Below are 20,240 nucleotides of genomic sequence, written 5' to 3' on the forward strand. Positions count from 1 at the left end.
AACGCATGCGATGATCCGATCCACCTCCTGGTTGTTGGGATGCGCGATGGCCGTGTTGGCGACCACCGCGGCGGCCGCACCGGCCGCCGCCCCGGGCGAGCACAAGCCGCTGGTGATCGGCCACCGCGGCGCCAGCGCATTGCGCCCCGAGCACACCCTGGCGTCCTACGCCAAGGCCATCGCCGACGGCGCCGACTTCATCGAGCCGGACCTGGTCTCGACCAAGGACGGCGTACTGGTGGCGCGTCACGAGAACGAGATCGGCGGTACCACCGACGTGGCCGCGCATCCGGAGTTCGCCGCGCGCAAGACCGTCAAGCAGATCGACGGGCAGCGCGTGGAAGGCTGGTTCACCGAAGACTTCACCCTGGCCGAACTGAAGACCCTGCGCGCGCGCGAGCGCCTGCCGCAACTGCGCGGCACCGCCTTCGACGGGCAGTTCCAGGTGCCGACCCTGGACGAGATCATCGACTTCACCGCGGCCGAATCGGCCACGCGCGGACGCCCGATCGGGCTGATCCCGGAGATCAAGCACGGCACCTATTTCCGTGGGCTCGGCCTGGCGATGGAAGACAAGCTGGTCGCCACCCTCGATGCGCATGCCTACACGCGCAAGGCGCCGGTGGTGATCCAGTCGTTCGAGATCGGCAACCTGGAGTATCTGCACGGCAAGCTGGGAAGCACCCATCCGAACGTGCGCCTGGTGCAGTTGCTGGGCGATCCCAAGGAGCGCCCGGGCGACCAGTTGCGCGACGGCCCGACCTACGCGCAGATGGGCAGCGCGCAGGGCCTGCGCGCGATCGCCAAGTACGCGCAGCTGGTCAGCCCGAACCTGCGCGCGATCGTGCCGGTGACCGCCGACGGTGCGCTGGCCGCGCCCACGTCCTTCGTCGCCGACGCGCATGCGGCCGGCCTGCAGGTGATTCCGTACACGTTCCGGCCCGAGAACTATTTCCTGCCCAGGCAGTTGCAGGACGGCCGCGGTCCGGCCGCGGTCAACGCCGCCGGCAGCATCACCGAGATGCGCGCGCTGATCGACGCCGGCATCGATGGCTTCTTCACCGACGACCCGGCCGTGGGCCGTGCCGCGGTGGATGGAACGTCGCCGACGGGGCGGTGACGCTGGGAGTGGGGAATCGGGATTGGGGAATCGCAACAGCGGTTCCCGTCGCGGGATTCTCCCATAGGAGCGGCTTTCAGCCGCGACGCGCGGAGGTCGGGGACACCCTGGGCGAAACGGATGCATCGTCGCGTCGGGACTGAAGTCCCTCCCACAGTGCAGCCTCCGACCGTGCCGGTACCGCAAGGGTGGGAGCGGCTTCAGTTGCGATGAAGCCGGGATTGGGGATTAGGGAGTGGGGATTCGCAACAGCGGTCCCGTCGTGGTGGCTTCTGTAGGAGCGGCTTCAGCCGCGACGCATGAAAGTAAGGAACACGCAGTGCGAACCGGATGCATCGTCGGGTCGGGACTGAAGTCCCTCCCACAATGCAGCTTCCGACAGGGCCGGTGCCGCAAGAGTGGGAGCCGCCTCAGCCGCGATGGAGCCGGGAATGGGATTAGGGAATGGGGATTCGCAACAGCGGTTCCCATCGCGGGATTCCTCTTGTAGGAGCGGCTTCAGCCGCGACGCGCGGAGGTCGGGGGCTCGGCTATGCGAAGCGGATGCATCGTCGCGTCGGGACTGAAGTCCCTCCCACAATGCAGCTTCCGATAGTGCAGGTGCCGCAAGAGTGGGAGCCGCCTCAGCCGCGATGGAGCCGGGAATGGGATTAGGGAATGGGGATTCGCAACAGCGGTTCCATCGCGGGATTCCTCTTGTAGGAGCGGCTTCAGCCGCGACGCGCGGAGGTGGGGGCTCGCTATGCGAAGCGGATGCATCGTCGCGTCGGGACTGAAGTCCCTCCCACAATGCAGCTTCCGATAGTGCAGGTGCCGCAAGAGTGGGAGCCGCCTCAGCCGCGATGGAGCCGGGAATGGGGATTAGGGGATGGGGATTCGCAAACGCGGTTCCCGTCGCGGGGCTCCCACTGGAGGAGCGGCTTCAGCCGCGACAGGGCGTTTCCGATCTCGCGTGGTCGCGGCTGAAGCCACTCCTCCGAAGCGCATGTCCGCGCCCCTGGCATTGGTCATGGCGCGACCGGGCCGCGATAATGCGCGCCCCGCCCTGCCCACGATCGCCGTGCCCTCCGTCGCTGCTCCCTCGCCCACTTTCGCCGCGCTGACCCCGCGCGCGCTGCTGATGTCCGTGCTGGCGATGGGCGCGGTGGTGCTGCTGTCGAACGTGCTGGTGCAGTTCCCGATCAACGACTGGCTGACCTGGGGTGCCTTCAGCTATCCGGTGGCGTTCCTGGTCAGCAACCTGATCAACCGCCGCTTCGGCCCGCGCGCGGCGCGGCGGGTGGCCTGGTGCGGGTTCGCGCTGGCCGTGCTGCTGTCGATCTGGATCGCCACCCCGCGCATCGCCGCGGCCTCGTGCCTGGCCTTCATCGCCGCGCAGCTGCTGGACATCACCGTGTTCGACCGGCTGCGCCGCGGGCGCTGGTGGCGCGCGCCGATCGTCGCCACCACCTGCAGCGCGACGCTGGACACCACGATCTTCTGGTCGATCGCCTTCGCCGGCTCGGCGCTGCCCTGGCTGAGCTGGGCCGCCGGCGACCTGGCGGTGAAGCTGGGCATCGGCGTGTGCCTGCTCGCGCCGTTCCGCGCGCTGCTGTGGCGGATGGCGCCGACGCGATAGCTGGGTAAACCCATCGGCACATGCGGCACTCCGCTGCGCCCGTCGCGGCTGACACCGCTCCTACAGTGGCGGCGTCGGCACTGTCGGGAACTGCATTGTGGGAGGGACTTCAGTCCCGACGCGCCGACTCGGTTGCGCTCTTGAGCCTCCGCCCGTCGCGGCTGAAGCCGCTCCCACAGTGGCGGCGTCGGCACTGTCGGGAACTGCATTACGGGAGGGACTTCAGTCCCGACGCGCCGACTCGGTTTGCGCTCTTGGGCCTCCGCGCGTCGCGGCTGAAGCCGCTCCCACAGTGGCGGCGTCGGCACTGTCGGGAACTGCATTGTGGGAGGGACTTCAGTCCCGACGCGCCGACTCGGTTGCGCTCTTGAGCCTCCGCCCGTCGCGGCTGAAACCGCTCCTACAGTGGCGGTGTCGGCACTGTCAGGAACTGCATTGTGGGAGGGACTTCAGTCCCGACGCGCCGACTCGGTTTGCGCTCTTTGGCCTCCGCGCGTCGCGGCTGAAGCAGCTCCCACAGTGGCGGCGTCGGCACTGTCGGGAACTGCATTGCGGGAGGGAGTTCAGTCCCGACGCGCCGACTCGGTTGCGCTCTTGAGCCTCCGCGCGTCGCGGCTGAAGCCGCTCCCACAGTGGCGGCGTCGGCACTGTCAGGAACTGCATTGTGGGAGGGACTTCAGTCCCGACGCGCGATGTCGACCGCGCTGCAGTGCATAGCCGCATCGCAACGCATGCCCACTCCTGTGCAGAGCGGCTCCTACAGCTCCTGTCGCTCTCTCGACCCTGGCACCCCGCCGCCCATGCCCATGCGCTGGACAGCACACGCAGCGGCCCCTCCACGCAGCGCTCCCGTCGCGTGTCAGTGCACCACCTCATCGCCCGCACGCCCGTCGACGAACACCAGCTCCAGGGCGGCCGCGGCCTGGCGAATCGCCGTGCGCGCCGCGGCGATCTCGGCGGTGGGCGCGGTCAGGCGCGGACGCCGGTCCAGCGTGCAGGCCAGGCCGGCCTCCAGCAGCGTGGCGTGGGCGGCATGCAGGCTCGCCGCGATCGGCGACGGCAGCCAGCCGCTGTGCGCCAGCGCGTCGATCAGCGCCGGGGTGTCGCGCGGCGCCAGCAACGCCGGCTGCTGCGCGGCGCCAAGCAGCACGCCGGCCTGCACCAGGAATTCCAGGTCGACCAGGCCGCCGGCGCCCTGCTTGAGGTCGAAGCGTGCGGCATCGCTGCGGTCCAGTTCGGCGCGCATGCGTGCGCGCATCTTGCGCACTTCCTCGCGCAGGGCCGCGGCCTCGCGTGGACGCGCCAGGGTCTGTGCACGCACCTGCTCGAACTGCTGCAGCAGCGCCGCATCGCCGGCCACGCCGCGCGCGCGCACCAGCGCCTGGTGCTCCCAGGTCCAGGCGCGCTCGCGCTGGTAGTCGCGATAGCTGGCCAGCGACGACACCAGCGCGCCCTTGCCGCCGTCCGGGCGCAGGCGCACGTCGATGTCGTACAGGCGGCCGCCGCCGGTGACCGCGCCGAGCAGGGCGATCACCTTCTGCGCCAGCCGCGCGAACCAGCGCCCGCTCTCCAGCGGCCGCGGGCCGGCCGAGGCCTCCACGCCGGGTGGATGGTCGTACAGGAACACCAGGTCCAGGTCCGAGCCAATGCCCAGCTCGACGCCGCCGAGGCTGCCGTAGCCGACGATGGCGAAACTGCCGCCGGGCACCTCGCCGTGCGCGGCGACCAGGTCGGCGCGGGCCAGGCGCAGCACGGTCAGCACCACCGCCTCGGCCAGCTGCGCGAGCTGGCGGGCGCTGGCCAGGGCCGGCTGGCGCCGGTCCAGCGTGGCCAGGGCGATGCGGAAGCTCAGCGACTGGCGCGCTTCGTTGAGGCCGCGCAAGGCCGCTTCCGGATCGTCGCCGGCGGCGGCGACCGCGGCCTCGCACAGCCGTTGCATCGCCGCCAGGTCCGGCAGCGGCCCGGCGACGCGGCTGTCGAGCAGTTCGTCCAGCAGCAACGGGTGCGCGGCCAGCCGTTCGGACAGGAACGCGCTGCGCGCCAGCACGTCGACCAGCCGCGCCAGCGCGCTGGGCTGTTCGTCGAGCAGGGCCAGATAGCTGGCGCGGCGCAGGATCGCCTGCAGCAGGCCGAGCACGCGGTGCAAGGCGGCATCGGCCTGCGCCGAGCGCGCCGCGGCATGCAGCAGCGCCGGCAGTACCCGGTCCAGGCGCGCGCGCGCGGCATCGGACAGGCTGCGTACGCCCAACGACTGCACGAAGCCGCGCAAGGCCTGGTCGGCGCCCTCGGCGTCGGCGAAGCCGGCGGCGCGCAGCACCTGCGCCTGGCCGCCATCGGGCAGCCCGCGCCAATAGTCGGCCAGCGCATCGGGCGCCAGCACGCGCTCGCGCGGCGCCAGCAGTTCGGCGAACTCGGCGGCGACGCGGTCGCGCTGCACCTGCAGCGCCGCGTGCAACGCCGCCCAGTCGGCATAACCGAGGCCGAAGGCGATGCGCGCGCGATCCAAGGGGTCTTCCGGCAGCGCATGGGTCTGCGCGTCGCGCAGCATCTGCAGGCGGTTCTCCACCTGGCGCAGGAAGCGGTAGGCCTGCGCCAGCGCCGCGCCGTCCTCGGCCGCGACCTGGCCGGCGGCGACCAGCGCGCGCAGCGCCGGCAGCAGGCGGCGCTCGCGCAAGGCCGCTTCGCGACCGCCGCGGATCAGTTGCAGCGACTGCACCAGGAACTCGATCTCGCGGATGCCGCCGGCGCCGCGCTTGATGTCGTCCAGGCGGTCGTGGCGCGCGACTTCGGCGGTGATCGCCGCCTTCATCTCGCGCAGGCCGTCCAGCGCGGTGTAGTCGAGATAGCGCCGGTACACGAACGGACGCAGCGCCTGCAGCCATTCCTCGCCGGCGGCGATGTCGCCGGCCACCGCGCGCGCCTTCAGCCAGGCGTAGCGCTCCCAGTCGCGGCCCTCGCGCTGGAAATACTGGTCCATGCCGGCGAACGACAACGCCACCCGGCCGGCCGTGCCGAACGGGCGCAGGCGCAGGTCCACGCGGTGCACGAAGCCGTCGGCGGTGGTCTCGTCGAGCAGCCGCGCCAGGCGCTGGCCGAGCCGCGCGAAGTATTCCTCGGCGGCCAGCGCGCGCGCGCCGTCGGACTCGCCGCCCTGCGGATAGGCGTAGACCAGGTCCACGTCGGAGGAGAAATTCAGTTCGCCACCGCCGAGCTTGCCCAGGCCGAACACCACCAGCCGCTGCACGCTGCCATCGGCCGCGCGAACCACGCCATGACGCGTGGCGAACTCGGCTTCAAGCGCCTGCAACGCCAGCGCCAGGCAGTCCTCGGCCAGCTGCGTGCTGCCGGCCAGGGTCGCATCGACATCGTCCAGGCCCAGCACGTCGCGCCACACCAGCCGCGCCGAGGCGGCCGCGCGGTAGCGACGCAACTGCGCCGGCCACGCCGCCGGCTGCGCCGGATCCAGTTGCGGCAGCGGCAACGGCGGCGGGTCCGGCTGCGCCAGGTGCGCGAGCAACGCCGGCTGCCGGCACAGCGTGTCGAGCAGGAAGTCGCTGGCCAGCAACGCGCGCGCCAGCGCGGCGTCGACGCCGGGAGAGGACGGCCACGGCTGCGCGGCCACGGCCTGGCGCAGGCGCGCCAGGCTGCGATCGAGGGTGGGCTGCAGGGCGGCGGGAACGGCGGCGGACGCGTTGGACATCAGGCGATTCTGGCATCTCGGGCGTTCAGGCACATCCAACAGCGCATGCTTTTCGCGGCTCGTCAGAAGCGCCGTTGCGTTGGTGGGAACGGCTTCAGCCGCGACGCGCGGAGGTTCAAGAGCGCAACCGAGTCGGCGCGTCGGGACTGAAGTCCCTCCCACAATGCAGTTCCCGACAGTGCCGACGCCGCCACTGCGGGAGCGGCTTCAGCCGCGACGCCCCGTCGCGGCTGAAGCCGCTTGTGTCGAAAGCGGGTCTTGCGGCGAGCTCGCCGGGTGCACTGTGGGAGGGACTTCAGTCCCGACGCATTGCGCCATCGGAACGCACGCCGCTTCGCGCGCCGTGGCTGCATGACAGTTGGCTCCTACAGGTACCGCTGCCATCGCCATGCAACCTCTCGGCATCGCGGCCCCATTGCGGCTGCGATCCGCCCAAAGCGACACGTCGCCATTGGCCTGCACGCGAAACCACGCGCCAGGCGCGTCCCGGGGCGATGCCCGCTGCGTGCCGGCCGCGCAATTGAGACGTCGCAAACACGACACCGTACGCGCCGCGCGTTGCCGCACATCGCCGCAATACGCAGCGTTTCACGCCACGTTCGCCGCGTTTCGCGGACCATGCCGCTCGGCCGAATCGGGCGATGGTGTATCATGCGCCCCTCGACGGAGCCTCGCGTGATCCCGCGCCGCCCGCTCCGTCTCTTCGATCTCGCAGCGCCGTGGTGTCGACGCGGCCATCCGGGATCGTGCCCCCGCAGACCAATGCGGCGCCGCTGCGCCATTCCGTCTTGCTTGCCCTGCCGCGTGCGGGCCGGGGGTCATCACCTCACCGTTTTAGGACAGGAGAAGACATGTCGGAATTCCACGCCCATTTCGGATGGTTCAAGCGCCGCCGCCAGCTGCGGGTGGAAGAGGTCACCGTCGTCGACAAACCGATGCTCAGGCGGGCGGTCGGCGCGGCGGCGCTGGGCAACGCGATGGAATGGTTCGACTTCGGCGTGTACGGCTACTTGGCCGTGACCCTGGGCCATGTGTTCTTCCCGAGCACCAACCCCACCGCGCAGCTGATCGCCACGTTCGCGACCTTCACCGTGGCGTTCCTGGTGCGCCCGCTGGGCGGACTGGTGTTCGGCCCGTTGGGCGACCGCTACGGCCGGCAGAAAGTGCTGGCCGCGACCATGATCCTGATGGCGCTGGGCACGTTCTCGATCGGCATCATCCCCTCCTACGAGCGCATCGGCATCTGGGCGCCGATCCTGCTGCTGGTGGCGCGACTGGTGCAGGGCTTTTCCACCGGCGGCGAGTACGGCGGCGCGGCCACCTTCATCGCCGAGTACTCCACCGACCGCAACCGCGGCTTCATGAGCAGTTGGCTGGAGTTCGGCACGCTGGGCGGCTACATCACCGGCGCCGCCACGGTGACCGCGCTGCACTTCGCGCTGAGCGATGCGCAGATGCTCGACTGGGGCTGGCGCGTGCCGTTCCTGATCGCCGGCCCGCTGGGCCTGCTCGGCCTGTACATGCGCATGAAGCTGGAGGAAACCCCGGCGTTCCAGGCCTATGCCGAGGAAGCGGAAAAGCGCGAGCAGGACGCGCCCGGCCTGGGCGCGCTGTTCCGCATCCACTGGCCGCAGCTGCTCAAGTGCGTGGGCCTGGTGCTGGTGTTCAACGTCACCGACTACATGCTGCTGACCTACATGCCCAGCTATCTCAGCGTCACCATGGGCTATGCCGAGAGCAAGGGCCTGCTGCTGATCATCATCGTGATGCTGGTGATGATGCCGCTCAACGTGGTCGGCGGACTGTTCAGCGATCGCCTGGGCCGCAAGCCGATGGTGATCGGCGCGTGCATCGCGTTGCTGGTGCTGGCGGTGCCGTGCCTGCTGCTGATCGGCACCGGCAACGATTGGCTGATCTTCCTCGGCCTGATGCTGCTGGGCCTGGCGCTGGTGTGCTTCACCAGCTCGATGCCCTCCACCTTGCCGGCGCTGTTCTACACCCCGGTGCGCTACAGCGCGCTGTCGATCGCCTTCAACGTGTCGGTCTCGTTGTTCGGCGGCACCACGCCGCTGGTCACCGCGTGGCTGGTCGAGCGCACCGGCGATCCGCTGGTGCCGGCCTACTACCTGATGGGTGCGGCGGTGGTGGGCATCGCGACGATGGTCTTCGTGCGCGAAACCGCAGGCCTGCCGCTGCGCGGCTCGCCGCCGGCGGTGGCCAGCGAAGCCGAGGCGCACGCGCTGCTGCACAACGACGAGCCGCTGACCGTGGATCCGACCCGGCCGGAACTTCCGCCGTCGCCGGAAGCGCCGTCGCAGGCCATGCCGACCTGACGCGCTCGCGGTCGCCCGCGTTGCCGCGAAACCCGCGCGGCCAGCGCGGATGTTCCCGGGGGGCGCCGCATTCACGCCACTGCGGTGAATGATTGGGATCGCCATCCCACAGCACGCCATCGCGCAGCGCCCGCGCCGGCCCGGCACCAGGAAACAGGCAATAAAAAAGCCCGCTTGCAGCGAACTGCCAGCGGGCTTTGCTCCCTCCCCCACGTCGGGATGCAGGGCGATCTTGGGCGCTTTTTTTGGACATTGCACGCTGCACTGCAAAACGATACCGGGCAGTACATTCTGCTTGGTTGGCGGGAGTGGGGAAACGGGAATCGGGAACGGGAAAAGCGGGCGCTGTGCGCCTTGCGCAGGCCCGCACACTGCGGACGCCGCGATTGCAGTTGCCTGCCCTTGCCGACGCACGCACACCGGCGCACGGCACGACGCGTGCGTCGTCGCGTCAGGGCGATGCTGCCGGTGCCGACGCCTCCGGCAACCAGGCCGGTTGCCGGTCGTACCACTCGCGCGCGCCGAGCAGATGCCATTGCCGCTGTTCGCCGCGCAAGGCCACCCCCACGCCGAGCACGCCCCAGCGCGCGTACAGATCGCCCTGGGTGCCGGCATCGCCCACCCGCAGGCGCGCGCGTAACGCGATCCGTTCGTTCTCCGCGCTCACGCGATCCAGCCACAGCGCGTCCTTGCGCCAGCGCAACTGGCCGCTGGCCTGCAGTTGTCCGGCGTCGGCGAGCTTCAGCAACCACGCCGGCGAATCGCTGTGCTGCGCGAACACCGCCAGCACCGGGCCGGCGTCGCGCATCTGCATCTGCACCTGCGCATCGGCCTGCACCGGCGCCGCGCCGGCGATGCGTCCTTGCGGAATGCGCAGCGTCGCCCACCAGTCGCCCTGCTTGGGCTGGCTGCCGTAGCGCACGCCCTTCAGGCGCAGGGTGCTGCCGCTGAGGTCGAGGCGCTTGCCCTGCAGTTCGGCACGCCGCAGCCGCGCGTCCAGGTCGAGATCGCCGGCCAGTTCCAGGCCCGCGGTCTGCAGCCGCGCCCGGCGGCCGAGCACGCGCACGCGGCCCTGGCCGACCTGGCCCGACGCGTCCAGTTGCAGGTCGCCGCTGAGCCGGCCGTCGCCGCCGAGCACGCGCACCTGCGACGCCGGCAGGTAGCGGTTGTAGGCGCGCAGGTCGGGCACGCGCGCATCGGCGAAGCGCAGTTGCGCCTGCAGCGAATCGCGCAGCGTGGCCAGCGCGCCGTCGCCCTGCAGCGCCAGTTGCAGGTTCTCGCCTTCGACGAAGCTGGCCTTGGGATCGTCCAGCGGCGCCAGCGCGAAGCGGCGCATGCGCACGTCCAGTTGCGTGCGTGGCTGTTCGGCGCTGCCGACGATGCGGCCGGCCGCCTGCGCCTTGCCGCTCACCCGCACACGCATGATCTCCGCCACCGCCTGCACGTCGGGCACGTCGAGGCGGCTGCCGGGCTGCAGCGCGCCCTGCCGCAGCAGCAGGTCCGCGGCGACGTCGCCGCCGCCGTCGAGCTGGAACCACGGCTTGCGCACCAGCAGGTCGCTGATCCAGTTCAACGATTCGAAATGCCAGCGCCCCTGCACGCGGCCGGAGGTACGCGGCAGCAGCGCCGCCGGGTCGGCGAACGGCACCTGGCGCCCGGCGATGCGCAGGTCGGCATCGAGCATGCTGCCCGGATCGACCTGGCCGGGCAGGCGCGCACGCGCGCGGATGCTGTCGCCCTCCACGTCCAGCAGCAGCGCCAGCACGCCGCGGTCGGTGGCACCGACGCCGGCATGCAGCGGCACCCGCCAGTTGAGCGTGCTGCCGGGCTGCAGCGCGCCGCGCAGCACGTGCAGATCGGCCTGGATGTGGCCCAGCCCGGGTTCGGTGCTCAGCTTCGTGGTGTCGCCGGCGGTGTCGATGCGCAGGGCCACGCTGCGGCCGTGCACGCGCAGCGCCAGGTCGGTGATGCCCAGCTTGCGCAGCCCCGGCGCCTGCGCGCGGTAGTGCCGCGGGAACGAGAAGCGCGCATCCAGCGTGGCCTGGTCGGCGATCTGGCGTTTGCCGTAGCGCACGCTGGCGTCCTCGAACACGATCTGCGAGCGGAACAGTTGCGACGGGCCGCCGCGCAGCTGCTTGAGGAAGCCGACGGTGCCGTGGCCCTTGCCCTCGATCGCAAAGTCGCCGAAGCGGGCGCGGCGCAGCGTGCCGCTGTGGATCGCGTCGAAACGCAGAGTCCAGCCCTGGTCGCTCGGCGGCGGCGGCGGGATCATCTGCTCGACGCGATCCATCTCGCCGACCACGTTCACCGCTTCCATCCACGGCACGCGCACCTCGCGATGCAGCAGCGGCAGCAGCGCGATGCGCGCGCTGGCGCGGTCGGCGCGCACCTGCCAGACGTTGCGCTGCACATGGCCGCGCATGCGCACGTTCCAGGCGGTGATGAAGCCGGGCAGCACGGTGACTGCCGGCCCGGTGTGCATGCGGAACTTCTCCGGCTTGCGGTTGGTGGCCAGGTCGAACAGCGGCGTGTTGAGGAACACGTTGCCGGCCAGCAGGTACAGCAGGTAGGCGATCAGCAGGCCGCGCAGGAGCAGGCGCCAGCCACGCGGCAGACGCCGGTAGCGTGCGTGGACGGCGGTCAGCGGGCGGGCAGAGAGCGGCACCGCCGCACTATCGCCGCGGCGCGGCGTGGAGCGCGTGAAAGCGGCACACGGGCGCCCGGCCTCGATGCCGTTGCACGGTGTCCGCCCCGGGCAGGCGCACGGCGGATCTGGCACGACAGCACGCGAGCGGCCGCTGGAGCACATCGCGCGCGGCGCGTGTGCCGGCGCGCAGGGGTGGAGGGCCGCTCCCCTGCGTCGCCGCGCTGCCTGCCGCGCGCACGCGCGCGGCGCAACGGAAATGAAAGTGGGGACACGTCCCAGCGCGGGCCCCGGCCCGATCCGCGATAATTGCCGTCCCCTTCCCACGCCATGGTCGCCGCATGTCCGCCGAACGCATCCTCCATCCCCGCCTGCGCGAACGCATCGTCAGCGCCGAGGCCGCGGCGGCGTTGATCCAGCCCGGCGAGACGGTGGCGATGAGCGGCTTCACCGGCTCCGGCTATCCCAAGGCGGTGCCGATGGCGCTGGCGCAGCGCATCGAGACGGCGCATCTGCAGGGCCAGTCGTTCAAGATCCAGCTGCTGACCGGTGCCTCGACCGCGCCGGAACTGGACGGCGCCCTGGCCAAGGCCGACGGCATCGCCCTGCGCATGCCGTTCCAATCCGACCCGGACGCACGCCAGCGCATCAACGCCGGCAGCCTGGACTACATCGACATCCACCTCAGCCACGTCGCCCAGCACGTGTGGTTCGGCTTCTACGGGCAGATCGACACCGCGGTGGTGGAAGTGGCCGGCATTCGCGAAGACGGCCGCCTGATCCCGTCGACCTCGGTCGGCAACAACAAGACCTGGCTGGACCTGGCGAAGAAGGTGATCATCGAGGTCAACGACTGGCAGCCGGCCGGCATCGACGGCATGCACGACGTGTACTACGGCACCGCGCTGCCGCCGCAGCGCAAGCCGATTCCGCTGCTGCACGCCGACGACCGCATCGGCGAACCGTCGCTGCGCTGCGACCCGGACAAGATCGTGGCGGTGGTGCGCACCCACGGCCCCGACCGCAACAGCCCGTTCACCCCGGCCGACGCCACCAGCCAGCGCATCGCCGAACACCTGATCGCGTTCTTCCAGCACGAGGTCGGCAAAGGCCGGCTGCCGCCCAACCTGCTGCCGCTGCAGTCGGGCGTGGGCAACATCCCCAACGCGGTGCTGGCCGGGCTGGCCAGCAGCGGCTTCCGCGACCTCAGCGCGTTCACCGAGGTGATCCAGGACGGCATGCTCGACCTGCTGCGCAGCGGCGTGCTCAGGGTCGCCTCGTGCACCGGCTTCGCGCTGAGCCCGGAGGCCAACGAGGAATTCAAGCGCAACATCGACTTCTACCGGCAGCGCATCATTCTGCGCACGCAGGAGATCTCCAACCATCCGGAACTGGTGCGGCGGCTGGGCTGCATCGGCATGAACGGCATGATCGAGGCCGACCTGTACGGCAACGTCAATTCCACCCACGTGATGGGCAGCCGCATCATGAACGGCATCGGCGGCTCCGGCGACTTCGCCCGCAACGGCTTCCTGTCGATCTTCCTCAGCCCCAGCACCGCCAAGAACGGCAGCATCTCCTCGATCGTGCCGATGGTCAGCCACGTCGACCACACCGAGCACGACGTCTCCATCATCGTCACAGAGCACGGCCTGGCCGACCTGCGCGGCCTGCCGCCGCGGCAGCGCGCGCAGCAGCTGCTGGCGCACTGCGTGGATCCGAGCTACCGCGCGCAGCTGCAGGACTATTTCGACCGCGCCCTGCATGCCAGCTACGGCAAGCACACCCCGCACCTGCTGACAGAGGCACTGTCCTGGCACCAGCGCTGGTTGGACACCGGCACGATGCACGCGGGCGGTTGATGCCCGGCGGTGGATCGCGGCACTGAGAGAGCGGCCGGATTGCCTGCACCACCCGCTGCTCAAGGAGCACGGCCAGACCGACGTCGCCGGCCTGCGCGCGCTCGACCACGTCCGGGGTGGCATTGACCTCGCCGCGGAGGCGGCTCGTGCTTGGGGCGTGCGGACAGCGAACAGCACACAGCCGGATGCTTGGTGGGGCGGTTGTAGGTTGTCGGGTCGTTCGAACGCATCGCGTTGGGACTGAAGTCCCTCCCACAATGAAGCCGCTTCATCCGACATCCGCGCGAATGTCGGGCGCCATTGTGGGAGCGGCTTCAGCCGCGACGCCTCTGCCCCGGGGTCGCGCTTGAAAGCGCGCCTACCCCTGCTGGCGACGGTTCTGCTCGAGGCTCACCGAGCAACTGCAGGACATCGCGTCGGGACTGAAGTCCCTCCCACAGTGAAGCCGCTTCATCCGACATCCGCGCGAATGTCAGGCACCGTTGTGGGAGCGGCTTCAGCCGCGACGCGTCTGCCCCCGGAGTCGCGCTTGAAAGCGCTCCTACCCCTGCTGGCGCTGGTTCTGCTGGAGGCTCGCCAAGCAACTGCAGGACATCGCGTCTGGACTGAAGTCCCTCCCACAATGCAGGCTTCCTGCCGTTCGGCATCTGCGCACATGTCCGGTGCCGTTGGCCGTTGTGGGAGCGGCTTCAGCCGCGACGGGCTTTACTGGTAACGCCTCTCGCGGCCGAAGCCGCTCCTACATGGCTTGTCGCTTGCAGGCTGTCGGCCGCGGGGACGGATTCCGGCGCGCCCAGGAACGCCAGTTTGCGGCCACGCGGCAATTGCTTGAGCGCGTACTCGGCACGCGAGGCGGCGGCACGATCGGGATAGGCGCGGCTGGCCAGCAGCCGCAGCGGCGGGTTGGCGCGGGTGTACTTGGCGCCGGTGCCGCGCAGGTGCGCCTGGAAGCGCGCCTGCAGGTCCGGGGTGATGCCGGCGTAGTAGCTGCCGTTGCGGCATTCGAGCAGGTACAGGAACCAGGGCGAGTCGGTGGCCATGGCCCCATTATCGACGCGGCGGCCGGCTTCGCCAGCAGCGGCAGTGTGCGGCTGCAGTGGCGGCGACCATCGCAGGCTGGCCGGAACGTATTGGCGCTTGCACCTGGCGCACCTCGGCAGGCGATCGCCGCTGCGTCCGCGCCCGTCATCCATCCGGGGCGGTGGCAAACCTGCTCCCGCGCCGCCGCGCTGAACCGGCCACAACAGGCCTTAACGCGCTGCGAACACCTTGCCAGCCGTTGCCACACACCGGCATACCAGGGCCACCGTGCAGGCGGATAACGACATCGCCGGCTCGCAGCCGTCGACACCGAAGCTCTCTCCCTTCGTATTCGGCGGCGCGGCCGGTTTTTTTTGCGTGTTCGGCCGCCAGGCGCGGCGTCATGGCCGGCGGCCGCTGGCTGGCGCGGCGCAGTCTCCGCCGTGTGCCTCGCCGCCTGCAGCGTTGTTGCAACCGCCGCGGGTACGCTGGCCAAGTCGCAGCGCCATCGCCCGGACCGGCGCGCCGATGCAGCGCGCGCAACGGGAGTCTCCAGCGGAGCGGCGGCGCCGGCTGCTAGAATCGGCACCGGATGCAGGAGAGAGGCGCCGATGCCGGCGCCCGCCGAAGGCGCAGGCTCCCATAATCGCTCAGGCCGGTGGCACGACACGCCGCCAACCATGTATCCGGTACGCCGATCTGGAGAGAGGTCTTCAATGACCCGCCGAAGGGGCACGTGGCCCGGCCACCGAACTCTCAGGCAAAAGGACAGCGGGAGCGGCAACGGAAATCCCCACGCCCGCGTGCTCGCGCCCGCGTGCGCGGCGCGTTTCCGTCCCCGCCTGCCGTGTCCGGAGCCTCCCCATGCTGCTCTCTCTGATCTACCTCGTCGCCATTTCCGCCGAAGCCATGACCGGCGCCTTGTCCGCCGGGCGCCGGCGCATGGACCTGTTCGGCGTGGCCATCATCGCCTGCGTCACCGCGCTCGGTGGCGGATCGCTGCGCGATATCGTCCTGGGACACTACCCGCTGGGCTGGGTGAAGCATCCGGAGTACCTGGGCTTCACCATCTGCGCGGCGCTGATCGCGACCTGGGTCGCGCGCTGGATGCATCACTTCCGCCGGACCTTCCTGGTGCTGGACGGGCTGGGCCTGATCGCGTTCACCCTGATCGGCTGCGCGGTGGCGCGCGATGCCGGGCACTCCGCGCCGATCGTGGTGATCGCGGGCATGTTGACCGGCGCCTTCGGCGGCGTGCTGCGCGATGTGCTGTGCAACGAAGTGCCGCTGATCTTCCAGAAGGAACTCTATGCGCTGATCACCCTGTTCACCGGCGCGGCCTGGCTGGGACTGCTGCGCGTGGGCGTATCGCTCAACGCCGCCACGCTGTGGTGCCTGGGCGGCGGTTTCCTGTTGCGCCTGCTGGCGATCCACTGCAAATGGGAAATGCCCAAGTTCGTGTACAGCGACGAAGCGCACTGAGCGCGCGCCGCGGCAGTGCGGGGTGCGCGCCCGGACCCGCGGCCCGGGCGCGCGCCGACCTCACGCCGCGTCGCTCAGGCAGCGCGCACGCCGCACCCGCACCGCCTGCGCCAGCCGCTCCAGCACCTGCACCGAGCTGTCCCAGTCGATGCAGCCGTCGGTGATGCTCTGGCCGTAGACCAGCGGCTGGCCGGCGACCAGGTCCTGGCGGCCGCCGCGCAGGTGGCTCTCGACCATCGCGCCGACGATGCGGGTCTGCCCGGCCTCGAGCTGACGGGCGATGTCCTCGATCACCTTGGGCTGGTTGTCCGGGTTCTTGCCGCTGTTGGCGTGGCTGGCGTCGACCATCAGCCGCGCCGGCAGGCCGGCCTTCTGCAGCACCTGCGCCGCCGCGGCCACGCTGTCGGCGTCGTAGTTGGGCTGGGTGCCGCCGCGCAGGATCACGTGGCAGTCGGGATTGCCGGCGGTGGCCGCGACCGCGGTCTGCCCGTCCTTGGTCACCGCCAGGAAATGGTGCGGATGCGAGGCCGCGCCGACCGCGTCGACCGCGATCTTGACGTCGCCGCTGGTGCCGTTCTTGAAGCCCACCGGGCACGACAGGCCCGATGCCAGCTCGCGGTGCACCTGGCTCTCGGTGGTGCGTGCGCCGATCGCGCCCCAGGCCACCAGGTCGGCGATGTACTGCGGCGAGATGATGTCGAGGAATTCCACGCCCGCGGGCAGGCCCAGGCGGTTGATGTCGCGCAGCAGGCCGCGCGCCAGGCGCAGGCCCTTGTTGATGTCGAAGCTGCCGTCGAGGTTGGGGTCGTTGATCAGGCCCTTCCAGCCGACCGTGGTGCGCGGCTTCTCGAAGTACACCCGCATCACGATCTCCAGCGCATCGCCGTAGGTCTCGCGCAGCGGGCGCAGGCGCTGCGCGTACTCCATCGCCGCGACCGGGTCGTGGATCGAGCAAGGGCCGATCACCACCGCCAGGCGGTCGTCGCGGCCGTGCAGGATCTCGTGCAGCGCCGCGCGCGAGGCGGCGACGGTCTGCGAGGCCTCCTCGTCGCAGGGCAGCAGCGCCAGCAACTGGGAGGGCGGGGTCAGCGGTTCGATCTTGCGGATGCGCAGATCGTCGGTATGCGGGGCCATGGGTGTCTCTCGTGGGGGCTTGGGTGGGGCCAGGGCCGGCGGCATGAAAAAAGCCGCCAGGTTCGCTGGCGGCTTTCGGGATTGCGGCTGAAGTGTCCTTCAGGGTGAACGCGATCCTTCCTCCGCCAGCGGCATCGGAAAACCGTAGTACCAAAAGTAAAAGCTGCGGCAGGAAGCGTTCATGGGACGTAGTGATAACACAGGGTTTGCGGCGGCGCCACAGTTGCATTGGCAACTTGTGGAGCCGGGAATGGGGAATCGGGAATGGGGAATCGGAAAAAGCAGCGCCACCGCTCCGCTTTCGATTCCCCAGTCCCGACTCCCGATTCCCCGCCCCTCAGAAATCCAGCACGTACTCCGCCGCCACCTCGCGCCCGATCGCGTCGTACAGGGTGGTGTTGTAGAACTGGTAGCCGTAGTAGCGCTCCTTGTTGTCGTAGCCGACGGTGTTGAGCACGTTGTTGATGTACAGGTTGACCTTCATCTTCGGGGCGATGCGGTAGCCGGCGGTGAGGTTCCAGTACAGCGCCGGGCCGACGCGGCCGAAGTAGCGGGTGGTGCTCTGGCCGAAGTGGCGGTTGCCGCTGTCGGTGACGCGGCAGGCGTCGGAGGGACTGGGCTGGTAGCCGTCGTCGAAACGGGTGCAGGTGCCCCAGTTCACCGCCTGGGTGGAGCCGAAGCGCTTGGCGTACACGGTCAGGTCCAGCGGGCCGCCGTTCTCCCAGTGCACGCTGCCGCGCAGCTTGCTGCGGATCTTCTGATCGCGCAGGTTCTTGTCGTCGTCGGTGCGGTAGGTCTGCTCGTGGTAGCCGATCAGGTTGTTGTAATCCAGCGCGATGCTGAAGTTGCCCCAGCGCGCGGTGTTGAGGCGGTACTTCAACGAGGCGTCGACGCCGGACACGTGCATCTGCGCGATGTTGATCGGCCCCTGCTCGATGCCGGTGACGCGGCCGGCGGCATCGCGCGACACGCGCGAAAGGATGCGCGCGCAGTACTCGGCACCGCCGGGATTGACCCATACGCCGCCGGCGGTGGTCAGGCCGGTGCGGCAGCCGGCTTCGGCGCTGAGCACCTCGTCGCGGTTGAGGTCCTTGATCATGTCCTGCAGCCGGATCCGGTAGTAGTCGGCGGTCAGCGACAGGCCCTCGGCGATGTCCCAGACGAAGCCGGCGGTGACCGAGCGGCCGTGCTCCGATTCCAGGTCAGGCGTGCCGCGGCGATTGACCTGCATCAGGTAGAACACGTCGCTGTTCTCGGCGCTGCAGCCGCCGGTGAGGTAGTAGCCCTTCTGGATGCAGCGGTACTGGTCGATCACGGTCTGCTCGGTGGAACTGGGTTCGCCGAGCACGTAGTGCATGTCCGGGGCGCGGAAACTGGTGGCGACGCTGCCGCGCAACAGCAGCGTGCTCAGCGGCCGCCACTCCAGGCCGGCGCTCCAGGTGGTGTCGCGCTGCGTGCCGATCGCCGCGCCCAGGTCGCTGCCGTAGGCGCGGTAGTCGCCGTAGCGGTCGTGGCGCGCGGCCAGGCTGGCGTTGAGCGAGGACAGCAGCGGCACGTCGAACTCGATCCCGCCGGAATAGCGCAGGCGCTCGCCGCCGCCGTAGTCGACCACGTCCAGCGGATAGCAGGTGTTGGCGCAGGGGTCCGGCGCCAGCCGGTAGCCCTGCTTGGCGACTTCGCCGACCGCGGCGAACTTGATCGGCCCGGCCCAGCCCTGCAGCAGCTCGCCGGTGATGTTGGCGCTGGCCTGGTTGACCCAGGAATCGGCGCGGTTGTGCGCCTTCACCGCCAGGTCGTTGTACTGCGCGCCGGTTAGCGGCTGGTACCAACGGGCTTCGTCCAGGTCGTAGATCGGCGTGCCGTCGGCGGTGCTGCCCAGCTGCGGGCCCAGGAAGTAGGCGGTGGCCTTCTGCGTGTCCACGGTGCGCACGTATTCGTCCACGGTGTAGCGCGCGCGGCCCACCGCCAGCTCCCAATCGAAGCGATCGGCGAGGCGGCCCTTGAGGCCGGCGCTCAGGTCCCAGGACAGTTCCTTGGTGGTGTTGGCCAGGTTCTTCCAGCCGCCGGATTCGAAACGGGTCAACTGGCGGATCGCGTACAGGTCGCGGTCACTGCCGGTGTCGTGGAACGGGCCGAGGTAGACGTAGGGCGGGTCGTAGGTCCAGTAGCCGAGGCTCTTGGTCGTGGACAGCGTGCTCCAGGCCTGCACGCCGTTGTCGAAATCGAAGGTGCCGTACAGGTAGGCCGAGCCGCTGTCGCCGCCGCTGGCGGCCAGCCAGTCGGCGTAGTCGTGGGCCATGCCGCAGTAGCCGCCGAGGTTGCGCACGGTGTCGCTGTTGTAGTTGTAGCTCAGCCGCTGCGCGTCGATGAACTGGCCGCCGAAACGCGCGCAGGTGCCGCTGGGCGGCGCCAGCCGCTGGCTGTTGCCGGCGTCGACCAGGCTCAGCCCGGTGAACGGATTGAAGCCGTACTTGCGCGCCTGCGCGGTCCAGTTGCTGTAGGACTCGTCGTCCTGATCGTCCATCTTCGGCCGCCCGCCGACCGAGAGCGGATCGCGACGGGTCCACTGCAGTGCATAGGTCAGGTTCCACTTGTCGCCGCTGCGGCCGCCGACCCAGGACAGGTCGACCACGTCGCGCCCGCCGGCGGTGGCGGTGCCGCCGCGCAGGCGCACCTGGTTGCCTTCATAGCCCTGCTTGAGGATCACGTTGATGACCCCGGCGACCGCGTCCGAGCCGTAGATCGCCGAGGCGCCGCCGGTGAGGATCTCGATGCGTTCCACCGCCGCGGAGGGAATGTTGGCGTAGTTGGCGAAGTTGCTCTCGCCGGCGTAGGGCTGCGGGTAGTCGGCCACGCGGTGGCCGTTGACCAGCAGTAGCGTGCGCCCGGGACCGAGGTCGCGCAGACTCACCGGCGAGGCGTTGGGCGTGTGCGAGCCATACTTGGTGTCGGCCTCGACGCTGCCCTGCTGGTTGAGCGTGCTGAGCACGTCGTAGACGGTGAGGAAGCCTTCCTGCTGGATCTGCTGCGCGCTGATCGTCAGTACCGGTTCTGCGCCCTCCACGTCCGAGCGCTTGATCCGCGAACCGGTCACCACGACCTGGCCCAGGTCGGTGGCGGCGGCCTTGGGCGCGGCGGTGTCGGCGTCTGCGGTCTGCGCGCGCGCCTCGGGCGCGCCATGCAGCGCCAGCACGATGCCGAACGCGAGGGTGGTGAGTGGGCGAAGTGGCATGCGATGTCCCCGGCAGCGGATGGAAGCAGCGCCGTGCGAACACGACGTGCGGCGTCCTCTTCGTTGCGCCGCCCACGACCGTGCCGCGCATGCCG

Annotated in this window: 10 protein-coding genes and 2 riboswitches; of the genes, 5 read left to right on the forward strand and 5 right to left on the reverse strand. The window is 70.1% G+C overall.

Annotated features, from left to right (window positions below; translation table 11 throughout):
- Positions 1-46 precede the first annotated feature (46 nt).
- On the forward strand, positions 47-1,120 hold the full coding sequence (locus tag AC1PME_RS19220) for a glycerophosphodiester phosphodiesterase (protein ID WP_430543986.1): 1,074 nt from the start codon (positions 47-49) through the stop codon (positions 1,118-1,120).
- Positions 1,121-2,240: 1,120 nt separating this feature from the next.
- Positions 2,241-2,738: a queuosine precursor transporter gene (locus tag AC1PME_RS19225; RefSeq protein ID WP_481098156.1), complete on the forward strand. Its 498-nt coding sequence runs from the start codon at positions 2,241-2,243 to the stop codon at positions 2,736-2,738.
- 859 nt (positions 2,739-3,597) lie between these two features.
- On the opposite strand, the gene glnE is transcribed toward AC1PME_RS19225, so the two are convergent.
- Positions 3,598-6,438: a bifunctional [glutamate--ammonia ligase]-adenylyl-L-tyrosine phosphorylase/[glutamate--ammonia-ligase] adenylyltransferase gene (gene glnE, locus AC1PME_RS19230; protein ID WP_481096734.1), complete on the reverse strand. Its 2,841-nt coding sequence runs from the start codon at positions 6,436-6,438 to the stop codon at positions 3,598-3,600.
- 851 nt (positions 6,439-7,289) lie between these two features.
- Between glnE and proP the strand changes: the two genes are divergently transcribed.
- Entirely contained in the window at positions 7,290-8,771 is a 1,482-nt protein-coding gene (gene proP, locus AC1PME_RS19235; RefSeq protein WP_481096735.1) for a glycine betaine/L-proline transporter ProP, read from the forward strand.
- Between the two features lie 451 nt (positions 8,772-9,222).
- Here the strand turns inward: proP and AC1PME_RS19240 are convergent, their stop codons facing one another.
- Positions 9,223-11,436, reverse strand: a complete 2,214-nt coding sequence (locus AC1PME_RS19240; protein WP_481096736.1) for a translocation/assembly module TamB domain-containing protein — start codon at positions 11,434-11,436, stop codon at positions 9,223-9,225.
- A gap of 320 nt (positions 11,437-11,756) precedes the next feature.
- Between AC1PME_RS19240 and AC1PME_RS19245 the strand changes: the two genes are divergently transcribed.
- Positions 11,757-13,277 carry an acetyl-CoA hydrolase/transferase family protein gene (locus tag AC1PME_RS19245; protein ID WP_481096737.1) on the forward strand — a complete coding sequence of 507 codons (1,521 nt, stop codon included), beginning with the start codon at positions 11,757-11,759 and terminating at the stop codon, positions 13,275-13,277.
- A 689-nt stretch (positions 13,278-13,966) separates the two neighbouring features.
- Here AC1PME_RS19245 and AC1PME_RS19250 read toward each other — a convergent pair.
- Positions 13,967-14,317 (reverse strand): GIY-YIG nuclease family protein, encoded by a 351-nt coding sequence (locus tag AC1PME_RS19250; RefSeq protein ID WP_481096738.1) that lies wholly within the window; start codon positions 14,315-14,317, stop codon positions 13,967-13,969.
- Between the two features lie 565 nt (positions 14,318-14,882).
- Positions 14,883-14,974: riboswitch (glycine riboswitch) on the forward strand.
- Between the two features lie 12 nt (positions 14,975-14,986).
- A riboswitch (glycine riboswitch) is annotated at positions 14,987-15,077 on the forward strand.
- A gap of 84 nt (positions 15,078-15,161) precedes the next feature.
- Between AC1PME_RS19250 and AC1PME_RS19255 the strand changes: the two genes are divergently transcribed.
- Positions 15,162-15,779 (forward strand): trimeric intracellular cation channel family protein, encoded by a 618-nt coding sequence (locus AC1PME_RS19255; RefSeq protein WP_307546888.1) that lies wholly within the window; start codon positions 15,162-15,164, stop codon positions 15,777-15,779.
- A gap of 60 nt (positions 15,780-15,839) precedes the next feature.
- Here the strand turns inward: AC1PME_RS19255 and AC1PME_RS19260 are convergent, their stop codons facing one another.
- Both AC1PME_RS19260 and AC1PME_RS19265 read right to left on the reverse strand, forming a co-directional pair.
- Entirely contained in the window at positions 15,840-16,913 is a 1,074-nt protein-coding gene (locus AC1PME_RS19260; RefSeq protein ID WP_254459421.1) for a 3-deoxy-7-phosphoheptulonate synthase, read from the reverse strand.
- Positions 16,914-17,250: 337 nt separating this feature from the next.
- Entirely contained in the window at positions 17,251-20,166 is a 2,916-nt protein-coding gene (locus tag AC1PME_RS19265) for a TonB-dependent receptor plug domain-containing protein (protein ID WP_481098157.1), read from the reverse strand.
- Between the last annotated feature and the right edge of the window lie 74 nt (positions 20,167-20,240).

The organism is Xanthomonas sp. NCPPB 901 (assembly GCF_056725085.1).

Coding starts and splice junctions, on each gene's coding strand:
- AC1PME_RS19220 (WP_430543986.1), top strand. CDS start 47: ATGGCCGTGTTGGCGACCACCGCGGCGGCCGCACCGGCCGCCGCCCCG.
- AC1PME_RS19225 (WP_481098156.1), top strand. CDS start 2,241: ATGTCCGTGCTGGCGATGGGCGCGGTGGTGCTGCTGTCGAACGTGCTG.
- glnE (WP_481096734.1), bottom strand. CDS start 6,438: ATGTCCAACGCGTCCGCCGCCGTTCCCGCCGCCCTGCAGCCCACCCTC.
- proP (WP_481096735.1), top strand. CDS start 7,290: ATGTCGGAATTCCACGCCCATTTCGGATGGTTCAAGCGCCGCCGCCAG.
- AC1PME_RS19245 (WP_481096737.1), top strand. CDS start 11,757: ATGTCCGCCGAACGCATCCTCCATCCCCGCCTGCGCGAACGCATCGTC.
- AC1PME_RS19250 (WP_481096738.1), bottom strand. CDS start 14,317: ATGGCCACCGACTCGCCCTGGTTCCTGTACCTGCTCGAATGCCGCAAC.
- AC1PME_RS19255 (WP_307546888.1), top strand. CDS start 15,162: ATGCTGCTCTCTCTGATCTACCTCGTCGCCATTTCCGCCGAAGCCATG.
- AC1PME_RS19260 (WP_254459421.1), bottom strand. CDS start 16,913: ATGGCCCCGCATACCGACGATCTGCGCATCCGCAAGATCGAACCGCTG.